This is a genomic window from Pseudomonas sp. R3-18-08, from assembly GCF_003852065.1.
In the GTDB taxonomy this organism is placed as follows: Bacteria; Pseudomonadota; Gammaproteobacteria; order Pseudomonadales; family Pseudomonadaceae; genus Aquipseudomonas.
In genome coordinates this window covers 3,571,517-3,587,160 of sequence record NZ_CP027729.1, presented here as the reverse complement: position 1 = coordinate 3,587,160, position 15,644 = coordinate 3,571,517, and the positions used below count along the sequence as shown (strand labels likewise).

At 62.9% G+C, this 15,644-nt stretch carries 16 protein-coding genes; 5 read left to right on the top strand and 11 right to left on the bottom strand.

The annotated features are described in order from the left end of the window. Position 1: 1 nt before the first annotated feature. The 3 genes from C4J92_RS16390 to C4J92_RS16380 all read right to left on the bottom strand — a co-directional run bounded on the left by C4J92_RS16390 (position 2) and on the right by C4J92_RS16380 (position 2,633). Entirely contained in the window at positions 2–556 is a 555-nt protein-coding gene (locus C4J92_RS16390; RefSeq protein WP_124371133.1) for a cytochrome b, read from the bottom strand. A gap of 111 nt (positions 557–667) precedes the next feature. After that, positions 668–1,495: a phosphonoacetaldehyde hydrolase gene (phnX, locus tag C4J92_RS16385; protein WP_124404599.1), complete on the bottom strand. Its 828-nt coding sequence runs from the start codon at positions 1,493–1,495 to the stop codon at positions 668–670. A 28-nt stretch (positions 1,496–1,523) separates the two neighbouring features. Then, on the bottom strand, positions 1,524–2,633 hold the full coding sequence (locus tag C4J92_RS16380) for a 2-aminoethylphosphonate--pyruvate transaminase (RefSeq protein WP_124404598.1): 1,110 nt from the start codon (positions 2,631–2,633) through the stop codon (positions 1,524–1,526). Between the two features lie 111 nt (positions 2,634–2,744). Between C4J92_RS16380 and C4J92_RS16375 the strand changes: the two genes are divergently transcribed. Continuing rightward, a complete protein-coding gene (locus C4J92_RS16375) occupies positions 2,745–3,602 on the top strand; it encodes a LysR substrate-binding domain-containing protein (protein ID WP_124404597.1) in 858 nt (285 codons plus the stop codon). Between the two features lie 99 nt (positions 3,603–3,701). Further along, the gene (locus C4J92_RS16370; protein ID WP_124367488.1) at positions 3,702–4,409 is read left to right on the top strand and encodes a YebC/PmpR family DNA-binding transcriptional regulator; all 708 of its coding nucleotides are present in this window, start codon (positions 3,702–3,704) and stop codon (positions 4,407–4,409) included. A gap of 136 nt (positions 4,410–4,545) precedes the next feature. Here the strand turns inward: C4J92_RS16370 and C4J92_RS16365 are convergent, their stop codons facing one another. The 4 genes from C4J92_RS16365 to C4J92_RS16350 form a co-directional block, all read right to left on the bottom strand. Then, a complete protein-coding gene (locus C4J92_RS16365) occupies positions 4,546–5,847 on the bottom strand; it encodes a protein kinase (RefSeq protein ID WP_124405820.1) in 1,302 nt (433 codons plus the stop codon). Between the two features lie 40 nt (positions 5,848–5,887). Next, positions 5,888–6,982, bottom strand: coding sequence for a cell division protein ZapE (zapE, locus tag C4J92_RS16360; RefSeq protein ID WP_124404596.1), 1,095 nt, complete (start codon positions 6,980–6,982; stop codon positions 5,888–5,890). Positions 6,983–7,080: 98 nt separating this feature from the next. Continuing rightward, entirely contained in the window at positions 7,081–7,818 is a 738-nt protein-coding gene (locus C4J92_RS16355; RefSeq protein ID WP_124404595.1) for an anti-sigma factor, read from the bottom strand. After that, positions 7,815–8,321 (bottom strand): RNA polymerase sigma factor, encoded by a 507-nt coding sequence (locus C4J92_RS16350; protein WP_124404594.1) that lies wholly within the window; start codon positions 8,319–8,321, stop codon positions 7,815–7,817. The genes C4J92_RS16355 and C4J92_RS16350 overlap by 4 nt, the downstream gene beginning before the upstream one ends. Before the next feature lie 168 nt (positions 8,322–8,489). Here C4J92_RS16350 and C4J92_RS16345 point away from each other — a divergent pair, with 168 nt between their 5' ends. Both C4J92_RS16345 and C4J92_RS16340 read left to right on the top strand, forming a co-directional pair. Then, positions 8,490–9,572, top strand: coding sequence for a catalase family peroxidase (locus C4J92_RS16345; RefSeq protein WP_124404593.1), 1,083 nt, complete (start codon positions 8,490–8,492; stop codon positions 9,570–9,572). Then, complete coding sequence (locus C4J92_RS16340; RefSeq protein WP_124404592.1) at positions 9,569–10,108, top strand: cytochrome b; 540 nt, start codon at positions 9,569–9,571, stop codon at positions 10,106–10,108. The genes C4J92_RS16345 and C4J92_RS16340 overlap by 4 nt, the downstream gene beginning before the upstream one ends. A gap of 7 nt (positions 10,109–10,115) precedes the next feature. Here C4J92_RS16340 and C4J92_RS16335 read toward each other — a convergent pair whose 3' ends face one another. Continuing rightward, entirely contained in the window at positions 10,116–11,267 is a 1,152-nt protein-coding gene (locus tag C4J92_RS16335; protein WP_124404591.1) for a M14-type cytosolic carboxypeptidase, read from the bottom strand. A gap of 464 nt (positions 11,268–11,731) precedes the next feature. Continuing rightward, on the bottom strand, positions 11,732–12,082 hold the full coding sequence (locus C4J92_RS16330) for a DUF6124 family protein (protein WP_124404590.1): 351 nt from the start codon (positions 12,080–12,082) through the stop codon (positions 11,732–11,734). Between the two features lie 129 nt (positions 12,083–12,211). Here C4J92_RS16330 and C4J92_RS16325 point away from each other — a divergent pair, with 129 nt between their 5' ends. Then, positions 12,212–12,847, top strand: a complete 636-nt coding sequence (locus tag C4J92_RS16325; RefSeq protein ID WP_124368983.1) for a LexA family transcriptional regulator — start codon at positions 12,212–12,214, stop codon at positions 12,845–12,847. Here the strand turns inward: C4J92_RS16325 and C4J92_RS16320 are convergent. Next, a complete protein-coding gene (locus tag C4J92_RS16320) occupies positions 12,844–14,769 on the bottom strand; it encodes an acetyl/propionyl/methylcrotonyl-CoA carboxylase subunit alpha (RefSeq protein ID WP_124404589.1) in 1,926 nt (641 codons plus the stop codon). The genes C4J92_RS16325 and C4J92_RS16320 overlap by 4 nt on opposite strands. Further along, positions 14,766–15,572 carry a gamma-carboxygeranoyl-CoA hydratase gene (locus tag C4J92_RS16315; protein ID WP_124371123.1) on the bottom strand — a complete coding sequence of 269 codons (807 nt, stop codon included), beginning with the start codon at positions 15,570–15,572 and terminating at the stop codon, positions 14,766–14,768. The genes C4J92_RS16320 and C4J92_RS16315 overlap by 4 nt, the downstream gene beginning before the upstream one ends. Between the last annotated feature and the right edge of the window lie 72 nt (positions 15,573–15,644).

Below are 15,644 nucleotides of genomic sequence, written 5' to 3'. Positions count from 1 at the left end.
CTCAGCGAACGCTGCGGCCCGGCATCATGCGCAGTGCCGTGTTATCGCGCAGCACATAATGATGAAAGATCCCCGCCAATGCATGCAGCCCGATCAGCCAATAGCCCGCCTTGCCGAACCACACATGCCAGCCTTCGATCTGCTTGGCCAATGCCTTGTTCTCGCCAATCAGCGGCGGTAATTCCATCCCATAGAACATCACCGAATGCCCCTCGGCACTGACGATCAGCCAACCGGCAATCGGCATGCCGATCATCAGGGCGTACAGCGCAGCGTGCATCAGGGTTGCCAGCAGGCTCTGCCATTGCGGCGGCTGCGGCAGTATTTTCGGTGCAACGCCCAGGCTGCGCGCGAACAGGCGCAACCACACCAGCACGAACACGCTGAGGCCAAGCATGAAGTGCATTTCTACAATCAGCGTGCGTGCGCCGCTGCCTTTGGGGAACTGCCCGCGCAGTTCAATGCAGGCGTAAACCACCGCCAGCAGCACCACCATCAACCAGTGCAACGCAATCGACATGGTGCTGTAGCGTGTATCGGAATTTTTCCACGGCATTACTGGGTTCCTCACTTGTCAGGGCATGCCTCCGTTCTTTGACGGAGTAGGGTAACTGTATGCCTGTTTCAAGCGCTTCGCCCGTTGCGAATGCGGTTGCCTTGACCTCTGTCAGTCGCTTTGCGGCATTTCCCCACGCGCCAAGCGCGCATTGATATCGGCGATCACCTGGGGCAGCTCGGTAATGGTGTCCACCTGGTAGTGCGGGCGTGAGCCTTCGAACAGCGCTTCGATTCGCTGGCGCTCGCTGGCCAGTGTGACGCTGTCCAACCCACGAAATTGCTCGTAGGTCAGGCCCAGGGCGTTGCCGGAGCAGGTCAGCGCCACGGTCCACATGCCTGCGCGGCGGCCTTCCAGTATGCCCGGCACGGTGTCGTCGACCTTCACGCACGCCGCCACATCGTCAATGCCCAGCGCGATCACATTGGCCAGGGCCTGGGCCGGCCACGGGCGGCCATTGGGGACTTCGTCGGTGGCGACCACGTGGTCGGCGACATAACCGTTGCTGGCAGCCAGGGCGACCACCTTGTCCATCACTTGCCTGGGGTAGCCGGAGCAGGATCCTATCTTGATACCTTGCGCGCGCAGCCCGGCGAGGGTATCGAGGGCGCCGGGGATCAGCGCCGAGTGTTCGGCGATTTTCTCGATCTGCAACGGCATGAAACGCTGGTAAATGGCCGTTACGTCGGCGTCGGTGGGCGTGCGGCCGAACGCCTGGCGGTAGCGTTCGGCAACCTGCGGCTGGTTGCAGAGCGTGCGGATGTGGTCCCACTTGCCCATGCCCATCGGGCCACGGGCTTCTTCGATGGAAACCTGTACGCCGAACTCGGCGAAGGCCTCGACGAAAATCTGCGTGGGCGCAAACGAGCCGAAGTCGACCACGGTGCCGGCCCAATCGAGGATGACGGCCTGGAGGGTGGTGGGGTTTTGATAGTTCATGGTGCAGATCCTGTCGGTAAAGGGGAAATTAGATGTCCAGCACGTCCATGTCTTGCAGCACTTGGGCAATGGCGTTGACGGCGGCCTGCATGCCTGCGGCATCGACCTGGCCGATGCAGCCCACGCGGAAGGTCTCGACCTGGGTCAATTTGCCCGGATACAGGAGGAAACCCTTGGCCTTGACCCGTTCGTAGAACTCCCTGAACTGGTAGCGCGGGTCCTTCGGTGCGTGGAAGGTGACGATGATCGGTGCCTGGATCGCTGCTGGCAGGAAGCTGCGCAGGTGCAGTTCGGCCATGCCGTCCAGCAGTGTCTGGCAGTTAGCGGCGTAGCGTTGATAGCGGGCGGGCAGGCCGCCTTCTTCGTGGTATTGCAGCAGCGCTTCGTGCAGGGCAGCGACCACGTGGGTGGGCGGGGTGAAGCGCCACTGGCCGGTCTGGGCCATGTAGTGATGCTGGTCGAACAGGTCCATCGCCAGGGAGTGACAGTTGCCTCGGCTGGCGGCCAGCGCAGTTTTTTCGACGAAGACAAACCCCATGCCCGGCACGCCTTCCAGGCATTTGCCGGAGGCAGCGATCAGCGCGTCGAACGGCACTTCGCGGGCGTCGATCGGCAATGCGCCGAAGGAGCTCATGGCGTCGATGATCAGGCGCTTGCCGTGGCGTTTGACCACCTCGGCGATCTGCGCCAGCGGGTTGAGGATGCCGGTGCTGGTTTCGCAGTGGATCAGCGCGACATGGGTGATGGCGGTGTCGGCGTGCAGCAGGCGGTCCACATCGGCGGCGGCGGTGGGTTCGTCCTCCTGGGTTTCAAAGGTGCTGAATGCACGGCCAAGCACTTCACAGATCTTCGCCAGACGCTTGCCGTAGGCGCCATTGACCAGCACCAGCACCTTGCCGTTGCGCGGCACCAGGGTACCGATGGCGGCTTCGACGGCGAAGGTGCCGCTGCCTTGCAACGGCACGCAATGATGACGCTCGGCACCCTGGATGATCGCCAGCAATTGCTCGCACACGCTGGCGGTGAGTTGGTTGAAACGCTCATCCCATGAACCCCAGTCCACCATCATCGCCTGACGGGTGCGGTTTGACGTGGTCAGGGGGCCGGGGGTCAGCAGGATTGGCGTGGCGGTGCTCATCTTGGCTCCTCGTAAAACAACGGGTCGACTCTACGGCGCCTAAATTGCAGTTTGGCTTGTCATCAATCAAATTGTTTGTTGTTATGCGAGCTATCAGTGAGGCCGATAGCTATGAACCTGTTCCAACTGCGCGCATTCGATGCCGTGGCCCGCGAGGGCAGTTTTACCCGGGCGGCAGCTCGGCTGTTCATCAGCCAGCCGGCGGTGACCGGGCATATCAAAGCCCTGGAAGAGCACTACCAGATTCCCTTGCTGCGCCGCACCGCGCGGCGGGTGGAGTTGACCGAAGAGGGCGCGCGCCTGGCGGCGATTACCCGCGCGATCTTCGGTCTGGTCGACGAGGCGCAGGCCATGCTTGAAGCCAACCGCCAATTGCTCACCGGCCGCCTGGAAGTGGCGGCGGACGGCCCGCATCTGGTGATGCCGATGATCGCCCGCTTGCGGGCCTGCTATCCGGGGATAACGGTGAACCTGCGCCTGGGCAATGCCCAGGAAACCCTCGCGGCCTTGTTGTCGGAGCATGCAGACGTGGCGGTGCTGACCGAAGTGGAACCGCGCAATGGCCTGCACCTGCAACCCTTGGGCGAGTCGCGTATCTGCGCGCTGGTGCCGGCCGCGCATCCGTGGGCGGCGCAGGCCGAGGGCATTGAACTGGCGCAGTTGAACGAGGTGATCATGGTGCTGCGCGAGCCCAGCTCCATCACTCGGCGTACCTTTGACGACGCGTGCCTGGCCGCCCATGTGCGGCCCAGGGTGCTGCTGGAACTCGACAGCCGGGAAGCGGTGACCGAAGCGGTTGCCGCCGAGCTGGGCGTGGGGGTGGTGTCGTCGATGGAGGTCAGCCAGGACCCGCGCGTACACGCCGTGCCGATCCTCGGCGATGGCCTGCTGAACCGGCACAGTCTCGGCTGCCTGGAGCGGCGCCGGTCGCTGCGCTTGATCCAGGCGTTTTTCGAATTGGCGCCTTGAGGGTTTTTTGGTGGAACGATGCGTGGCTGCGCTATAAACTCTGCCCCCAAAGCGCCGGCCAGTAGACGTTTCGGCGCCATGGATAGTAGAGAGTGAGTCATGGGCGCACAGTGGAAAGTCAAACATAAAGAAGCGGCAGCCAATGCCAAGGGCAAGATTTTCGGCAAGCTGGTGAAAGAAATCACCATCGCCGCCCGCAACGGTGCGGACACCTCGACCAACGCCCACCTGCGGTTGGTGGTGGAGCAGGCCAAGAAGGCCTCGATGCCCAAGGAAACCCTGGACCGCGCAATCAAGAAGGGCGCCGGTCTGCTCGGTGAAACCGTGCAGTACCACCGCGTGACCTACGAAGGTTTCGCCCCGCACCAGGTGCCGTTGATCGTCGAGTGCGTCACCGACAACATCAACCGCACCGTGGCGGAAATCCGCGTGGCGTTCCGCAAGGGGCAACTGGGCGCTTCCGGCTCGGTGGCCTGGGACTTCAACCACGTCGGCCTGATCGAAGCATCGCCGGACACCCCGGACGCTGACCCGGAAATGGCCGCCATCGAAGCCGGCGCCCAGGATTTCGAAGACGGCGAAGAAGCTGGCACCAGCCTGTTCATCACCGAAACCACCGACCTGGATGCGGTGCAGAAAGCCTTGCCGGAGCAGGGGTTCACTGTGTTGTCGGCCAAGTTGGGCTACATCTCGAAGAACCCGGTGACCGGCTTGAGCGAGGAGCAGATGGCGGAAGTCGAAGCCTTCCTGGAAGGCCTGGACAACCACGATGATGTGCAGGATATGTTCGTCGGTCTGGCGGGCTGATTCTTATCTGGATGCATGGGGTCAAAATGTGGGAGGGGGCTTGCCCCCGATAGCAGTGGGTCAGACACGGACAGCGTGGCTGATACTCCGCCATCGGGGGCAAGTCGAATCGTCGCACCGCCCCTCCCACATTGGGTTAGTGGTGTTGGAAAGATTGCAGTACGGCTTCGATATCTTCGAAGCTTGGGCGCGCCAGCACATCGGGCTGGCAGCAGCGTGTTTGCAGCTGTTCCAGTTCGGCAGCGATCTTCGTATCAACCCGCTCCAGCAACTCCCCCAACAACACCCCGAACGCGCGTACCTCAATGCGCTGCAACGCCCTGGTTTCGAGGGTGTCCGCCGTGGCATGAAACGACGCCGCGCCGAAATCCCCCAATAAACACTCGCCCGCGCTGTTCCACAAAATATTGTGGCCGTACAGGTCGCCATGGGTAATGCCGTGCCGGTGCAGGTGCGCCGCCACCGAGGCGATGTCGCGGGCCATGCGCAGCGCCACGTCGAGGCTCAGGCGCAGGCTCGGTTCGTAGATATCCCGCGTGCAGGACGCCAGGCTCGGTAACGCCGCGAGGTTGCGGTAGCTCGGATCGATCAGGTCCATCACCAACGCGGCCTGATCGCCGGGGTGGTCGACGATGCGCCCCTGCACCCTGATCAGGTTGGGGTGCAGCCCGGCGGCTATGCACGCTTGCATTTCGTGTAGCGGCGAACCGTCGCTGGTGATCGTGCCTTTATACAGTTTGACCGCGACGGGTAACGCGCGGGGCTTCCACAAGGCCTTGCGGATAATCCCCGAGGCGCCTTCGCCGAGTACGTCACCCAGTTCCAGTTCGGCCCAGGGAATATTCGCTGTCTCGTCGTCGCCGGCCACGTTCACGGCCATTTCCACCGGGTTGCCGGCATAGGCCAGCCACGTCAGGCTGGGCAGCGTCAGCAGCCAGTGCGGCAGGTGCGTCAGGCGGTTCGACGCGATGCGGATCAGCTCGAGGTTTTCGCATTGGGCCAGGCTGGGCGGCAAGTGCGTCAGTTGGTTGCCGGCCAGCATCAGCTTTTGCAGCAGCGGGCGCTGGCCGAGTTCGTCGGGCAGCTGGCTGATGCAGTTGTCGGTGAGGATCAGCCAGCGCAACTGCGGCGGCAGGGCGGCGGCGGGCACGTGGCGGATCTGGTTGGCCTTGAAGCCGATCATGCTCAGCGCGGCGCACTGGCCCAGGCATGCCGGCAGTTCGGTGAAAGCGTTATCCGAGCAGAACAGCACGCGCAGGTGTTTGAGGCGGTGCAGGTCGTCGGGCAGGCTGCTCAAGGCGTTGCCCGTGAGGTTGAGGATTTCCAGCGAGTCGGCCAGTTCGAAGATTTCCCGGGGAAATTCAGTCAGCCCGCAGGCCAGGTCCAGGCGTGTCGCACCGGCCAATTGGCCGGCCTTGAGTTGGGCGAGGGTATTGATCAACGGCGCGGTCACTCGGCAAGGTGGCGTGAAAAGGCGCTCATGATACCGGGTCGGGCGCCGGTTGCACGCTGCTCACGTGCAATTGCCCCAGGCGGCTGGCGGTGCGGGCAAGGTCGATGGCCTCGCCACTCAAGGCGTGCTCCAGGGGGTGTTCACCGATCAGGATCAGCTGTTTGTCGCGGTCGTAGAGCACGTCAATCAGGTTGATGAAGCGTTGCTGCACGGCAATCGGGCAGTCGGCGAGGCGGGGCAGGCCGTCGATGACCCAGTGATCGAAGTCCTGGCACAGCAGCAGGTAATCCATCACGGCGGTGAGCTGTTCGCACAGATCGTTGAAGGTGAAGGCGATGCTTCGTGCTTCACGCCAGCGGCACTGTAACTGCCGGTTGCCGACGACCAAGGGCAGCGCCGGGCTATCGGCGGCGGGCAGGCCAAGCGCCGCACGTTGCGCCACGCTGCCGGGCCAGACGTACTGGCCAGTGCTGAAGCGCTGCTCGGCATGCGCTTGGGGCAGGCGGCGAAAATCCTCGGGAGCGCTGACTTCCAGCACGTCCATGCGCGCAGCGATCAGATCGATCACCGGCTTGAAGCGCTGGTGGTACAGCGGATTGGGCAGCAGGCCCTCGGGCGCATAGTTGGAGGTCACCAGTACCAGCACACCGCGCCGGAACAAGGCCTGGAACAAGCGGCTGATAAGCATGGCATCGCCGATATCGTGCACATGGAACTCGTCGAAACACAGCACGCGGCAGCCCGCCAGCAGTTCGTCGAGGGTGACGGCCAGCGCGTCGTTCCGCTCGCGGTGCCGGAACATGCCCCGGTGCAGTTCGGCAAAAAAGTCGTGGAAGTGCACGCGCTGCTTGGCGGTAATTGGCAGCGCCTGGAAAAAACCGTCGAGCAGCCAGCTTTTGCCACGCCCTACCGGGCCGTGCAGGTACAGGCTGCGCGTGGGTCGGCCATCGAGCAGGTGCTGGGCCTCGCGGGCCATGGCTGCAATTGCCTGCACCTGGCCGGCACTGAGGGTGTAGCCCTGTTGCCGGGCCTTGTCGTGGAAAAACGCCGGAACAGGCGAGGCGTGCGAAACGCGATGGGTGTTGCCCAACAGGCGGCGGATCAGGGAAAGCACGGCCAATACAGCTCACTCGTTGTTGCGTAGGTCGCTTACTTTAGGGCGCCTGATGCGATTTGACCAATAGAGAAGGCGGTGCATAGCCGCCCGGACATGGGCGTCTAGAACCTGATTTGCGGCGCAGCGGCCTGATCCACCGGGCTGACCATCGCATAGTTGTACCCGCCGCCCGACCAGTAGTCGGCCTGCAAACCGTCGGCGCTGCGACTGCCACGGGGCAGGAAGCCGTTGTTCGGGCCTGGCGGACGAATGTAGAAGCTGATACGCCGTCCTTGCGCGTCTTCGTACAACACCATGGCTGCCGCGCCTTGGTCGGTGGTGAGCAGGCGCCCGCTGACCGGGGTGAACCCCGCCTGGCTCAAGTCGGGCAAGCGATGGGCCTGGTTGAAATAGCGGTCGAGCCAGGCTTGCATCGTGTTGCGATCCTGGGCGCTGTAGTCGGCGGGCATGATGCCGTCCTGGGCAAACAAGCGATACGCCTGCATGGCATCGGCCATCGGCAGCAGCGCTGGCTGGGCGACGTCGCGGGCGTGCCAGCCGCCCATCCCGCCGAGGCTGACGGCAATCAGCAGCAGCGCGGCAGTGGCGAGGTGGCGGCGGGACTGGCGCTTGATGCGCTGGCGAATCAGCGCCGGGTCCAATGCCGGGTTACCCGGCTGTTGCAGGGCACCGCTTAAAGAGGCGCGCAATAATTGCGCATCCTGTTGCCACGCATGCACCTGGGCGGCCACATCGGGGTGGCTCGCCAGCCAGGTTTCAAGTGCCCGGCGATCACTGTCGAGCAATTGGTGATCGACGTAGGCGTGTAAGTCGCGTTCGCTGGGGGGCAGGCTGATCATTTGAGTATCCGCAGGGAAGGGCTAGCAATTTCGCCATCGCTGAGTTGACGCAGGGCCTGGCGGGCGCGGGACAGGCGCGACATCACCGTACCGATGGGCACGTCGAGTATTTCGGCGACTTCCTTGTAGCTCAAGCCTTCGACCGATACCCACAGCAGCAGGGCGCGTTGCTCGGTAGTGAGCCGGTCGAAGGCTTGCAGGGTGAATTGGGCCATCACCGTACGCTCCACCGAGGGCTGCGCATCGTCGCGGCCGGTGAAGAATTCGAGCATGCGGGCGTAGCGGCGGCTGCGCCGGTGGGCATCGAGGAATTGCCGGTAGAGGATCGAAAACAGCCACGCGCGCAGGTCGCCTTCGATGCGTTTGTCGGCCCACGCGATGATCGCCCGTTCCAGGGTGGCCTGCACCAGGTCGTCGGCGCTGCTGGCGTTACGGGTCAGGGACACGGCAAAGCGCCGCAGCCTGGGGATGAGTTCACGTAACTGTTCGTCGAGTTCATGCATGGGGAGCTGGCTGGTCGCTACGCTGGGACTAGGGAGACGTCCGGCGCTCAAGGTTATTCCATGGGTTGAAAAATAAACGCGGCCAGGGAATAGAGCCTGTTGGCGTGCGTCTTTAGTGTTCCGACCTTATGTTTTACCCCCTAAGGCCTCTGGCCCTGGAGTTCATGCATGGTAGATCACTCTTCACCGCCTCGTCCTGCGTTGAGCACTGCGAGCCTGATCGCGCGGCTTGCAGGTATTGGCGCCGTGGTTGCTGTTGTTGCCGGGGCATTTGCCTACGTCAACGGCACCCTCGACCCACAACGCCTGCGGCCAAAAACCCTGGTCAATGCCCTGGAAACCAATAACGGTGTGCACCCGGGGTTTCGGCGTAACCATGCCAAGGGCGTGTGCGTGGCCGGGTACTTCCAGAGCAGTCCCGAGGTGCGCGCCTACTCCAGCGCCCAGCTGTTCAACGAGGCGAAAACCCCGGTGATCGGGCGGTTTGCCTTGCCCAGCGGCAACCCTTATGCACCGGACAGCAGCGTGCCGATCCGCAGTTTTGCCGTGCAATTCAGCCAGGCCAACGGCCAGCAGTGGCGCACCGGGATGAACAGCATGCCGGTGTTCCCGGTGGGCACGCCCGAGGCGTTCTACCAATTGCTCAAGGCCGGCGCGCCGGACCCCGCCACCGGCAAGCCGAACCCTTCGAGCATGCCGGCGTTTTTTGCCGCACACCCGGAGACCGCAGCGTTCCTGGCGTGGGTTAAAACCGCCAAGCCATCGGCCAGTTACGCGACCGAAACCTACAACGGCATCAACGCGTTTTACCTGGTGAGCGCCGACGGCAAGCGCCAGGCCGTGCGCTGGGCCGTGGTGCCACAGAGCCGCGACGCCGCCGGAGATACCGCGCCCGAGGGCGGCGACTTCCTGGAAAAAGACCTGGTGCAGCGCCTGGCTGCCGGGCCGCTGCAGTGGCAATTGAACATGGTACTGGCCAACCCCGGCGACCCGCTGGATGACGCCAGCAAGACCTGGACCGGTGAACACAAAGTGCTCAATGCCGGCACCCTGGTGTTGCAGAGCAGCCAGCCACAAGCCGACGGCGATTGCCGCGATATCAACTTCGACCCGCTGATCCTGCCCAGCGGTATCGAGGCCTCCAATGACCCGCTGCTGGCTGCACGTTCAGCCGCCTATGCCAGTTCCTACCTGCGGCGTGCCGGTGAAGTCGGCCCGTTGCACAGTGCCTCCCAGGAGTCGAAGCCATGAATGTTCAACCAAGGTTTTTCGCCCCGTTGGCGCGTTTGCTGCACTGGCTGATGGCGCTGATGATCATCGCCATGCTGTTTATCGGCGCGGGGCTGGCGGCGTCGGTTTCCGAGCGCCACGAGTGGTTGATTCACCTGCACAAGCCGCTGGGGATCGCCATTCTGGCGCTGGTCATCGTGCGGCTGGTGGTGCGTTTTTCCACGCGCCAACCGCCGCTGCCGGCGGACTTGCCGCTGTGGCAAGTGTTGGCGGCCAAGGCTTCTCACGTGGTTTTGTACGGGTTGATGCTGGTGTTGCCGTTGCTGGGCTGGGCAATGATTTCGGCCGCCGGCGACCCGGTGATGCTCAGCAGTGCCGTGCAACTGCCGGCACTGGTCTCGGCGAATGCGCCGTTGTTTGCGCTATTACGCAAGGCCCACGGTTATCTCGCCTACCTGTTGTTCCTGACGGTGCTGGTGCATTTGGCGGCCGCGCTGTTTCATGGGTTGATCCGCCGTGACGGCGTGCTGCAAAGCATGACCGGCACCAAACACTGACCGAGCGTTAACGCACGTGGCCGATGATATCGGCCACGCTGCTCAACACATCCTTGCCCAGCTGCTTGGAGCGATCGCCGGACCAACCGGTTTTCGGGTTGGGTGCGTCGTCATTGTCCTTGAAGGGCATCTCCAGGGTCAGTGACAGGCAGTCGTATTTCTCACCCACCGCATTGCAGGCCAGGGTCATATTGGCTTCGCCGGGTAGGTCGCGGGTGTAGCCGTGGGTGGTCTGAAAGTCACGGGTCAGGTGGCTCAGGTGGCTGCGGAAACGGTTTTCCAAGGCTTCGATACGCGGGCTGTAACCGGGATTGCCTTCGCAGCCGGCGGTGAAGACGTAGGGGATTTCTTCGTCGCCATGGATATCGAGGAACAGGTCGACACCGTGTTTTTCCATCTGCTGTTGCACGAACAGCACTTCCGGGCTGAGCTCCTGGCTGGCGCTCTGCCAGGCGCGGTTGAGGTCCTGGCCCATGGCGTTGGTACGCAGGTGGCCATGGAACGCGCCATCGGGGTTCATGTTCGGCACCAGGTACAGGTCGGCCACCGCCAGAAGCTTTTTCAGCTCGGCGTCACCTTCCTGTTGCAGGCGTTCGATGACGCCTTCCATGAACCATTCGGCCATGTGTTCGCCGGGATGTTGCTGGGCGATGATCCAGACCTTGCGGCGACCTTCGCCGCCTTTGCCACGGCGCAGCAGTTGGATATCGCGCCCCTCGACACTCTTGCCGGTGGCCAATAGCTTGACGCCAGCGTACTTCAGGGCCTGCTCGATCAACCAGTCGTGGCGTTCGCGGCTATAAGGCTCGAAGTAGGCGAACCACGCGTGTTTTTCCCGGGTCTGGAGGCTGATATGCAGGATTTCGCCGTCAAAGCGCGACGGCACGCGGAACCAATTGACATGGTCATAGGACGCCACGGCGTTATAGCCGCTCCAGGCATGCTTGTAAGACGAGCGGCCCGCGTTGCTCAGGCGAAACGTGTGAGTGTGGCCCACGTGCATGCCTTCGGCCTTGAAGTGGAACCACTGGTAGTGCTGGCTACGAGTGTCGGGCTTGATGGCCAGCAATAGCTGGTAGGCATCGCTGGCATCCAGGACCTGGATATTGCCGCTGTCGAAAGCAGTGCTGATCTTGATGGAGGTCAAGGCCACGGTCATAGTCTGGTTGCCTGAATATGAGGATGTGGCGGCTATCTTACACAGGCGGTAGGTACATTCTGGAAGCAAAATTGTTGCACGGGGGAGGGGGGCGTCATCCGTGACGCCGCCGCAGCTTAGGGTTTGTGAGATTGATTCTCAAGCGCTAAATCGCAAAGATCCGGGCTAGAGCGGTGCTGCGCCTTTCTTTTCGCGATGGGCTTTTGCTACCATGCGCGCCATCAAGCAGCACACAGTCTTCATTAGCCTGAAGCCACGCCAGGAAAAACTGGCAAAAAAAAGACCCGGCCAAGAGCCGGGTCAAAAACCGTGATTAGCCTGATGAGGAGATATTCCAAGAGTCCGACCTAAGGTCTCTTGGTCTATCGACTGATCTCGCGATCAGCTGGGTCCAATAATAATCATTATCATTTGCAAGTCAAATGTTTTTATCCGCTCGATAGAAATTTTTTCGTGCACGTCCTTTAAATGTTCGCCTGCGCCTCAGTCGCTCGCAACGACCGCTCCACCATCGCTTTCGCCATATCAATCAAGTAAACCACCGAAAACGCCAGGTCGCGATGATTGCCTTGATGGCTGCTCGCCGATTCGTAGGCCGTTGCCGCAGCACTGCGCAGCAGGTCAGAGGCATGCACCAGCGCTTCTTCCTGGCTGATGCCTGGCTTGATGGTGAAAAAGGCCTCGTCCACGTCTCGCGCAGACATATCTTCTTTCAAGTAATAGTCCAGCGCGCGCTGGGCAGCGCCGCTGCCGCGCATGTCATGCAGGTCAGTGTGTTCGGGTGTTTCAGGCAGATGATACGGGCTCGTCGTCATAAGAGGCGGTACTCCAGGTGGGTGTCGAAAACCTTATGTCGATGATAGTACGTATCGTATTTATGTCGTTTTATGGATTACTACAAACTGTTTATTGCCCTGGAAAATACGCAACGTATTGTCAGCGCCATGGATAACTGGATAGCGTTGGTGCGAGCCAACATGAAAGACCGCAAGGTCACGCAGGATGAACTGGCGGAGCGCCTGGGCATGTCCCAGGGCGGCGTCGGCCACTGGCTCAACAAGCGCCGCGTGCCGAGCCTGGCGGACATGAACCGGGTACTGGCGGAACTGGGGCTGGGCTACCTGGAGGTCGCGCTGGAGATTCGCGAGAGGGCGGACACCAAGGCGGCACTGGAGCACCACCACAACCCGTACTTTCGCTACCCGGTCAGCGATTGGAACGGCGTGTGCGAGCTGCGCGAAGAACGCGCCAGCTATGGGCCGGCACGTTTCGAATTGACGGATTACCATGCCCACGGCGACGCCTTCTGGCTGCCGGTGGTCGGCGACGCCATGACCGCGCCCAGTGGTCTGAGCATCAGCGCAGGCATGCTGATCCTGGTCGACCCGGCTATTGAAGCCGAGCCCGGTAAACTGGTGGTTGCGCAATGGCTCGACAACCCTCAGGCGACCTTTCGCCAGTTGCAGGCAGACAGCGGCCAGCTTTACCTGGCGCCGCTCAATCCCACCTATCCCAAGCTGCTGTTCACCGACGAGTGCCGCATCCTTGGCGTCGTCGTGCAAGCCACGGCGAAGTTCTAGTCCGCCGTTTCCAGCTCCACCAGCGCACTGCCTTCGGCGACCATCTCGCCTTCCTGGCAAAACAGCGCCTTGATCACACCCGCCTCAGGTGCGCGGATGCTGTGTTCCATCTTCATTGCTTCCAGTACCACCAGTTGCGCGCCGGCTTCGACGCGTTGACCGACATCTACCAGCACGCGCACGATGCTGCCGTTCATGGGCGCGGTGAGGCCGCCTTGAGGGGAGTGGCTGGCCTCGGCCGCCGCAATCGGGTCGAACAGGCTGACCGCCTGCATCTCGCCGTCCCAGCGCAGATACACCGTGCCTTCATCGCGCACGGCCAGGTGGGAGCGGTGCACGCCCTGGTGTTCGATCACCAGTTGCTCGCCGGTGAGCTGCGACGATTGCCCGGCCAGTGTGACCAGGCGATCCTGCCCGTTACAGCTCAGATGCAGTGAGACCTGCGCCGGCAGCCCCGCACGAAAGCACCGGGTGTCTGCCCACGGCCCGTCACCGGCCGGCAGGCTCTGCATGAAAGCCGACCCCGCTGCCTGCCAGAACTCATCGTCCAGCGCGCCGGCCGCTGGCAGCAGTTCATGCTGATAGCGTGGAATGAATCCGGTATCCAGCTCAGCCGCGGCAAAGGCCGGATGACCAATGATGCGCCGCAGAAAGCCCAGGTTGGTCTTGAGCCCGCCCACCGCACATTCGTCGAGCATGCTCAGCAAGCGCAGCCGCGCCTGCTCACGGTCCTCGCCCCAGGCAATCAACTTGCCGAGCATCGGGTCGTAGAAGGGCGAAACGCTGTCGCCTTGCTCGACGCCGCTGTCCACGCGCCGACCCGGACCGGGGTTGGGCTCGCGGTACACCGCCAATCGTCCGGTTGCGGGCAGGAAGTCATTGGCCGGGTCTTCGGCATACAGCCGCACCTCGATCGCATGCCCCATCAGCGGTACCTGAGCTTGAGTGATCGGCAGCACCTCGCCCTGGGCCACGCGAATCTGCCAGGCCACCAGGTCAAGGCCGGTAATCGCCTCGGTGACCGGGTGCTCCACTTGCAGGCGCGTGTTCATCTCCATGAAGAAAAACTCGCCGCGCGCATCCAGCAGAAACTCCACCGTCCCCGCGCCCACATAGCCAATCGCCTGCGCCGCGCGGACCGCCGCTTCGCCCATGGCCTTGCGCTGTTCGCTGCCGAGCCCCGGCGCGGGGGCTTCTTCCACGACCTTTTGATGACGCCGCTGGATCGAGCAATCGCGCTCATTGAGGTACAGGCAGTTGCCGTGTTGATCGGCAAACACCTGAATTTCCACATGGCGCGGTTGCAGCAGGTATTTCTCCACTAGCATCTGCCCGTTGCCAAATGACGACACGGCCTCACGCTGGGCCGAGGCCAGGGCTTGCGCCAACTGGCTGACATCCTCGACCACCTTCATCCCTTTGCCGCCACCGCCGGCCGTAGCTTTGAGCAGCACGGGGTAACCGATGCGCGCACAGGCCTCGCGGAAGGTCTCCAGGTCCTGGGCCTCACCGTGATAACCCGGCACCAGCGGCACGCCAGCGGTTTCCATCAGCGCCTTGGCCGCCGACTTGCTGCCCATGGCGTCGATCGCCGAGGCGGGCGGGCCGAGGAAGATCAAGCCCGCTGCCTCGATGGCCCGGGCGAACCCGGCGTTTTCCGAGAGGAAGCCGTAGCCCGGATGAATCGCCTGGGCGCCGCTGGCGTGGGCGGCGGCGATCAGTTTGTCGATTTGCAGGTAACTGTCAGTGGCCTTGCTGCCGCCCAGGTCGACGCGAATATCCGCTTCGCGGCTGTGCCGGGCATCGCGGTCGATTGCGCTGTGCACGGCCACGGTGGTCAGCCCCATCGCCTTGGCGGTGCGCATGACCCGGCAAGCGATTTCGCCCCGGTTGGCGACCAGCACGGTAGTGAGTGTGCTCATGGGCGCGGCTCCCTGGATTGCCAGCTTGGCGTGCGTTTTTGCAGAAAGGCGCGCAAGCCTTCCTGGCCCTCGACACTTACCCGGATACGCGCGATGGCGTTTTCACAGTAGCGGCGCAGCGCCGGGGTGAGGGCGCCATTGCCCACTTCACGCAACAGGTCTTTGCTGGCGCGCATCGCCGCCGGGCTGTTTTGCAGCAGGTTGGCGACCCACTCATCCACGCGCTGGTCCAACGTGTCGGCCGGGTAGCTTTCCGCCAACAGGCCGATGTCGCGCGCGCGCTGGCCGCCAAACCGCTCGGCCGTCAAGGCATAGCGGCGGGCCGCACGTTCACCGATGGCCTGCACCACGAACGGGCTGATCACCGCTGGCGCCAGGCCGATACGCACTTCCGACAGACAGAACTGCGCGTCATCGGCGCCAATTGCCATGTCGCAGCAACTGATCAAGCCCAGCGCGCCGCCGTAGGCCGCGCCCTGCACCACCGCCAGCGTAGGGATTTTAAGCTTGGCCAGGTTGTACATCAGCTCGGCCAGCTCACGGGCGTCGTCCAGGTTGGTGTGGTAATCCAGCTCGGCCGACTGCTGCATCCAGGCCAGGTCGGCGCCGGCGCTGAAGTGTTTGCCGCGCCCGCGCAGGACCAGAAAGCGCAGGGCCGGGTCGGCCTGTACCTGGTCGAGGGCGATGATCAGTTCGCGGATCATCTGGGCGTTGAACGCGTTGTTCTTGGCTTCACGACTGAGCCACAGCGTGGCGAAGCCACGGCTGTCGGTGATCAGTTCGAGGGTGTTGAAATCGCTCATGCAAGAAGCTCCATGAAAATGAGAGGCCTCCTGTAGGAGCGAGCTTGCTCGCGAAGGTCGTCAACGATAACG

Coding starts and splice junctions, on each gene's coding strand:
- C4J92_RS16390 (WP_124371133.1), bottom strand. CDS start 556: ATGCCGTGGAAAAATTCCGATACACGCTACAGCACCATGTCGATTGCG.
- C4J92_RS16375 (WP_124404597.1), top strand. CDS start 2,745: ATGAACCTGTTCCAACTGCGCGCATTCGATGCCGTGGCCCGCGAGGGC.
- C4J92_RS16325 (WP_124368983.1), top strand. CDS start 12,212: ATGGATAACTGGATAGCGTTGGTGCGAGCCAACATGAAAGACCGCAAG.
- C4J92_RS16355 (WP_124404595.1), bottom strand. CDS start 7,818: ATGATCAGCCTGCCCCCCAGCGAACGCGACTTACACGCCTACGTCGAT.
- C4J92_RS16330 (WP_124404590.1), bottom strand. CDS start 12,082: ATGACGACGAGCCCGTATCATCTGCCTGAAACACCCGAACACACTGAC.
- C4J92_RS16340 (WP_124404592.1), top strand. CDS start 9,569: ATGAATGTTCAACCAAGGTTTTTCGCCCCGTTGGCGCGTTTGCTGCAC.
- C4J92_RS16380 (WP_124404598.1), bottom strand. CDS start 2,633: ATGAGCACCGCCACGCCAATCCTGCTGACCCCCGGCCCCCTGACCACG.
- C4J92_RS16335 (WP_124404591.1), bottom strand. CDS start 11,267: ATGACCGTGGCCTTGACCTCCATCAAGATCAGCACTGCTTTCGACAGC.
- C4J92_RS16320 (WP_124404589.1), bottom strand. CDS start 14,769: ATGAGCACACTCACTACCGTGCTGGTCGCCAACCGGGGCGAAATCGCT.
- C4J92_RS16345 (WP_124404593.1), top strand. CDS start 8,490: ATGGTAGATCACTCTTCACCGCCTCGTCCTGCGTTGAGCACTGCGAGC.
- phnX (WP_124404599.1), bottom strand. CDS start 1,495: ATGAACTATCAAAACCCCACCACCCTCCAGGCCGTCATCCTCGATTGG.
- C4J92_RS16315 (WP_124371123.1), bottom strand. CDS start 15,572: ATGAGCGATTTCAACACCCTCGAACTGATCACCGACAGCCGTGGCTTC.
- C4J92_RS16350 (WP_124404594.1), bottom strand. CDS start 8,321: ATGCATGAACTCGACGAACAGTTACGTGAACTCATCCCCAGGCTGCGG.
- C4J92_RS16370 (WP_124367488.1), top strand. CDS start 3,702: ATGGGCGCACAGTGGAAAGTCAAACATAAAGAAGCGGCAGCCAATGCC.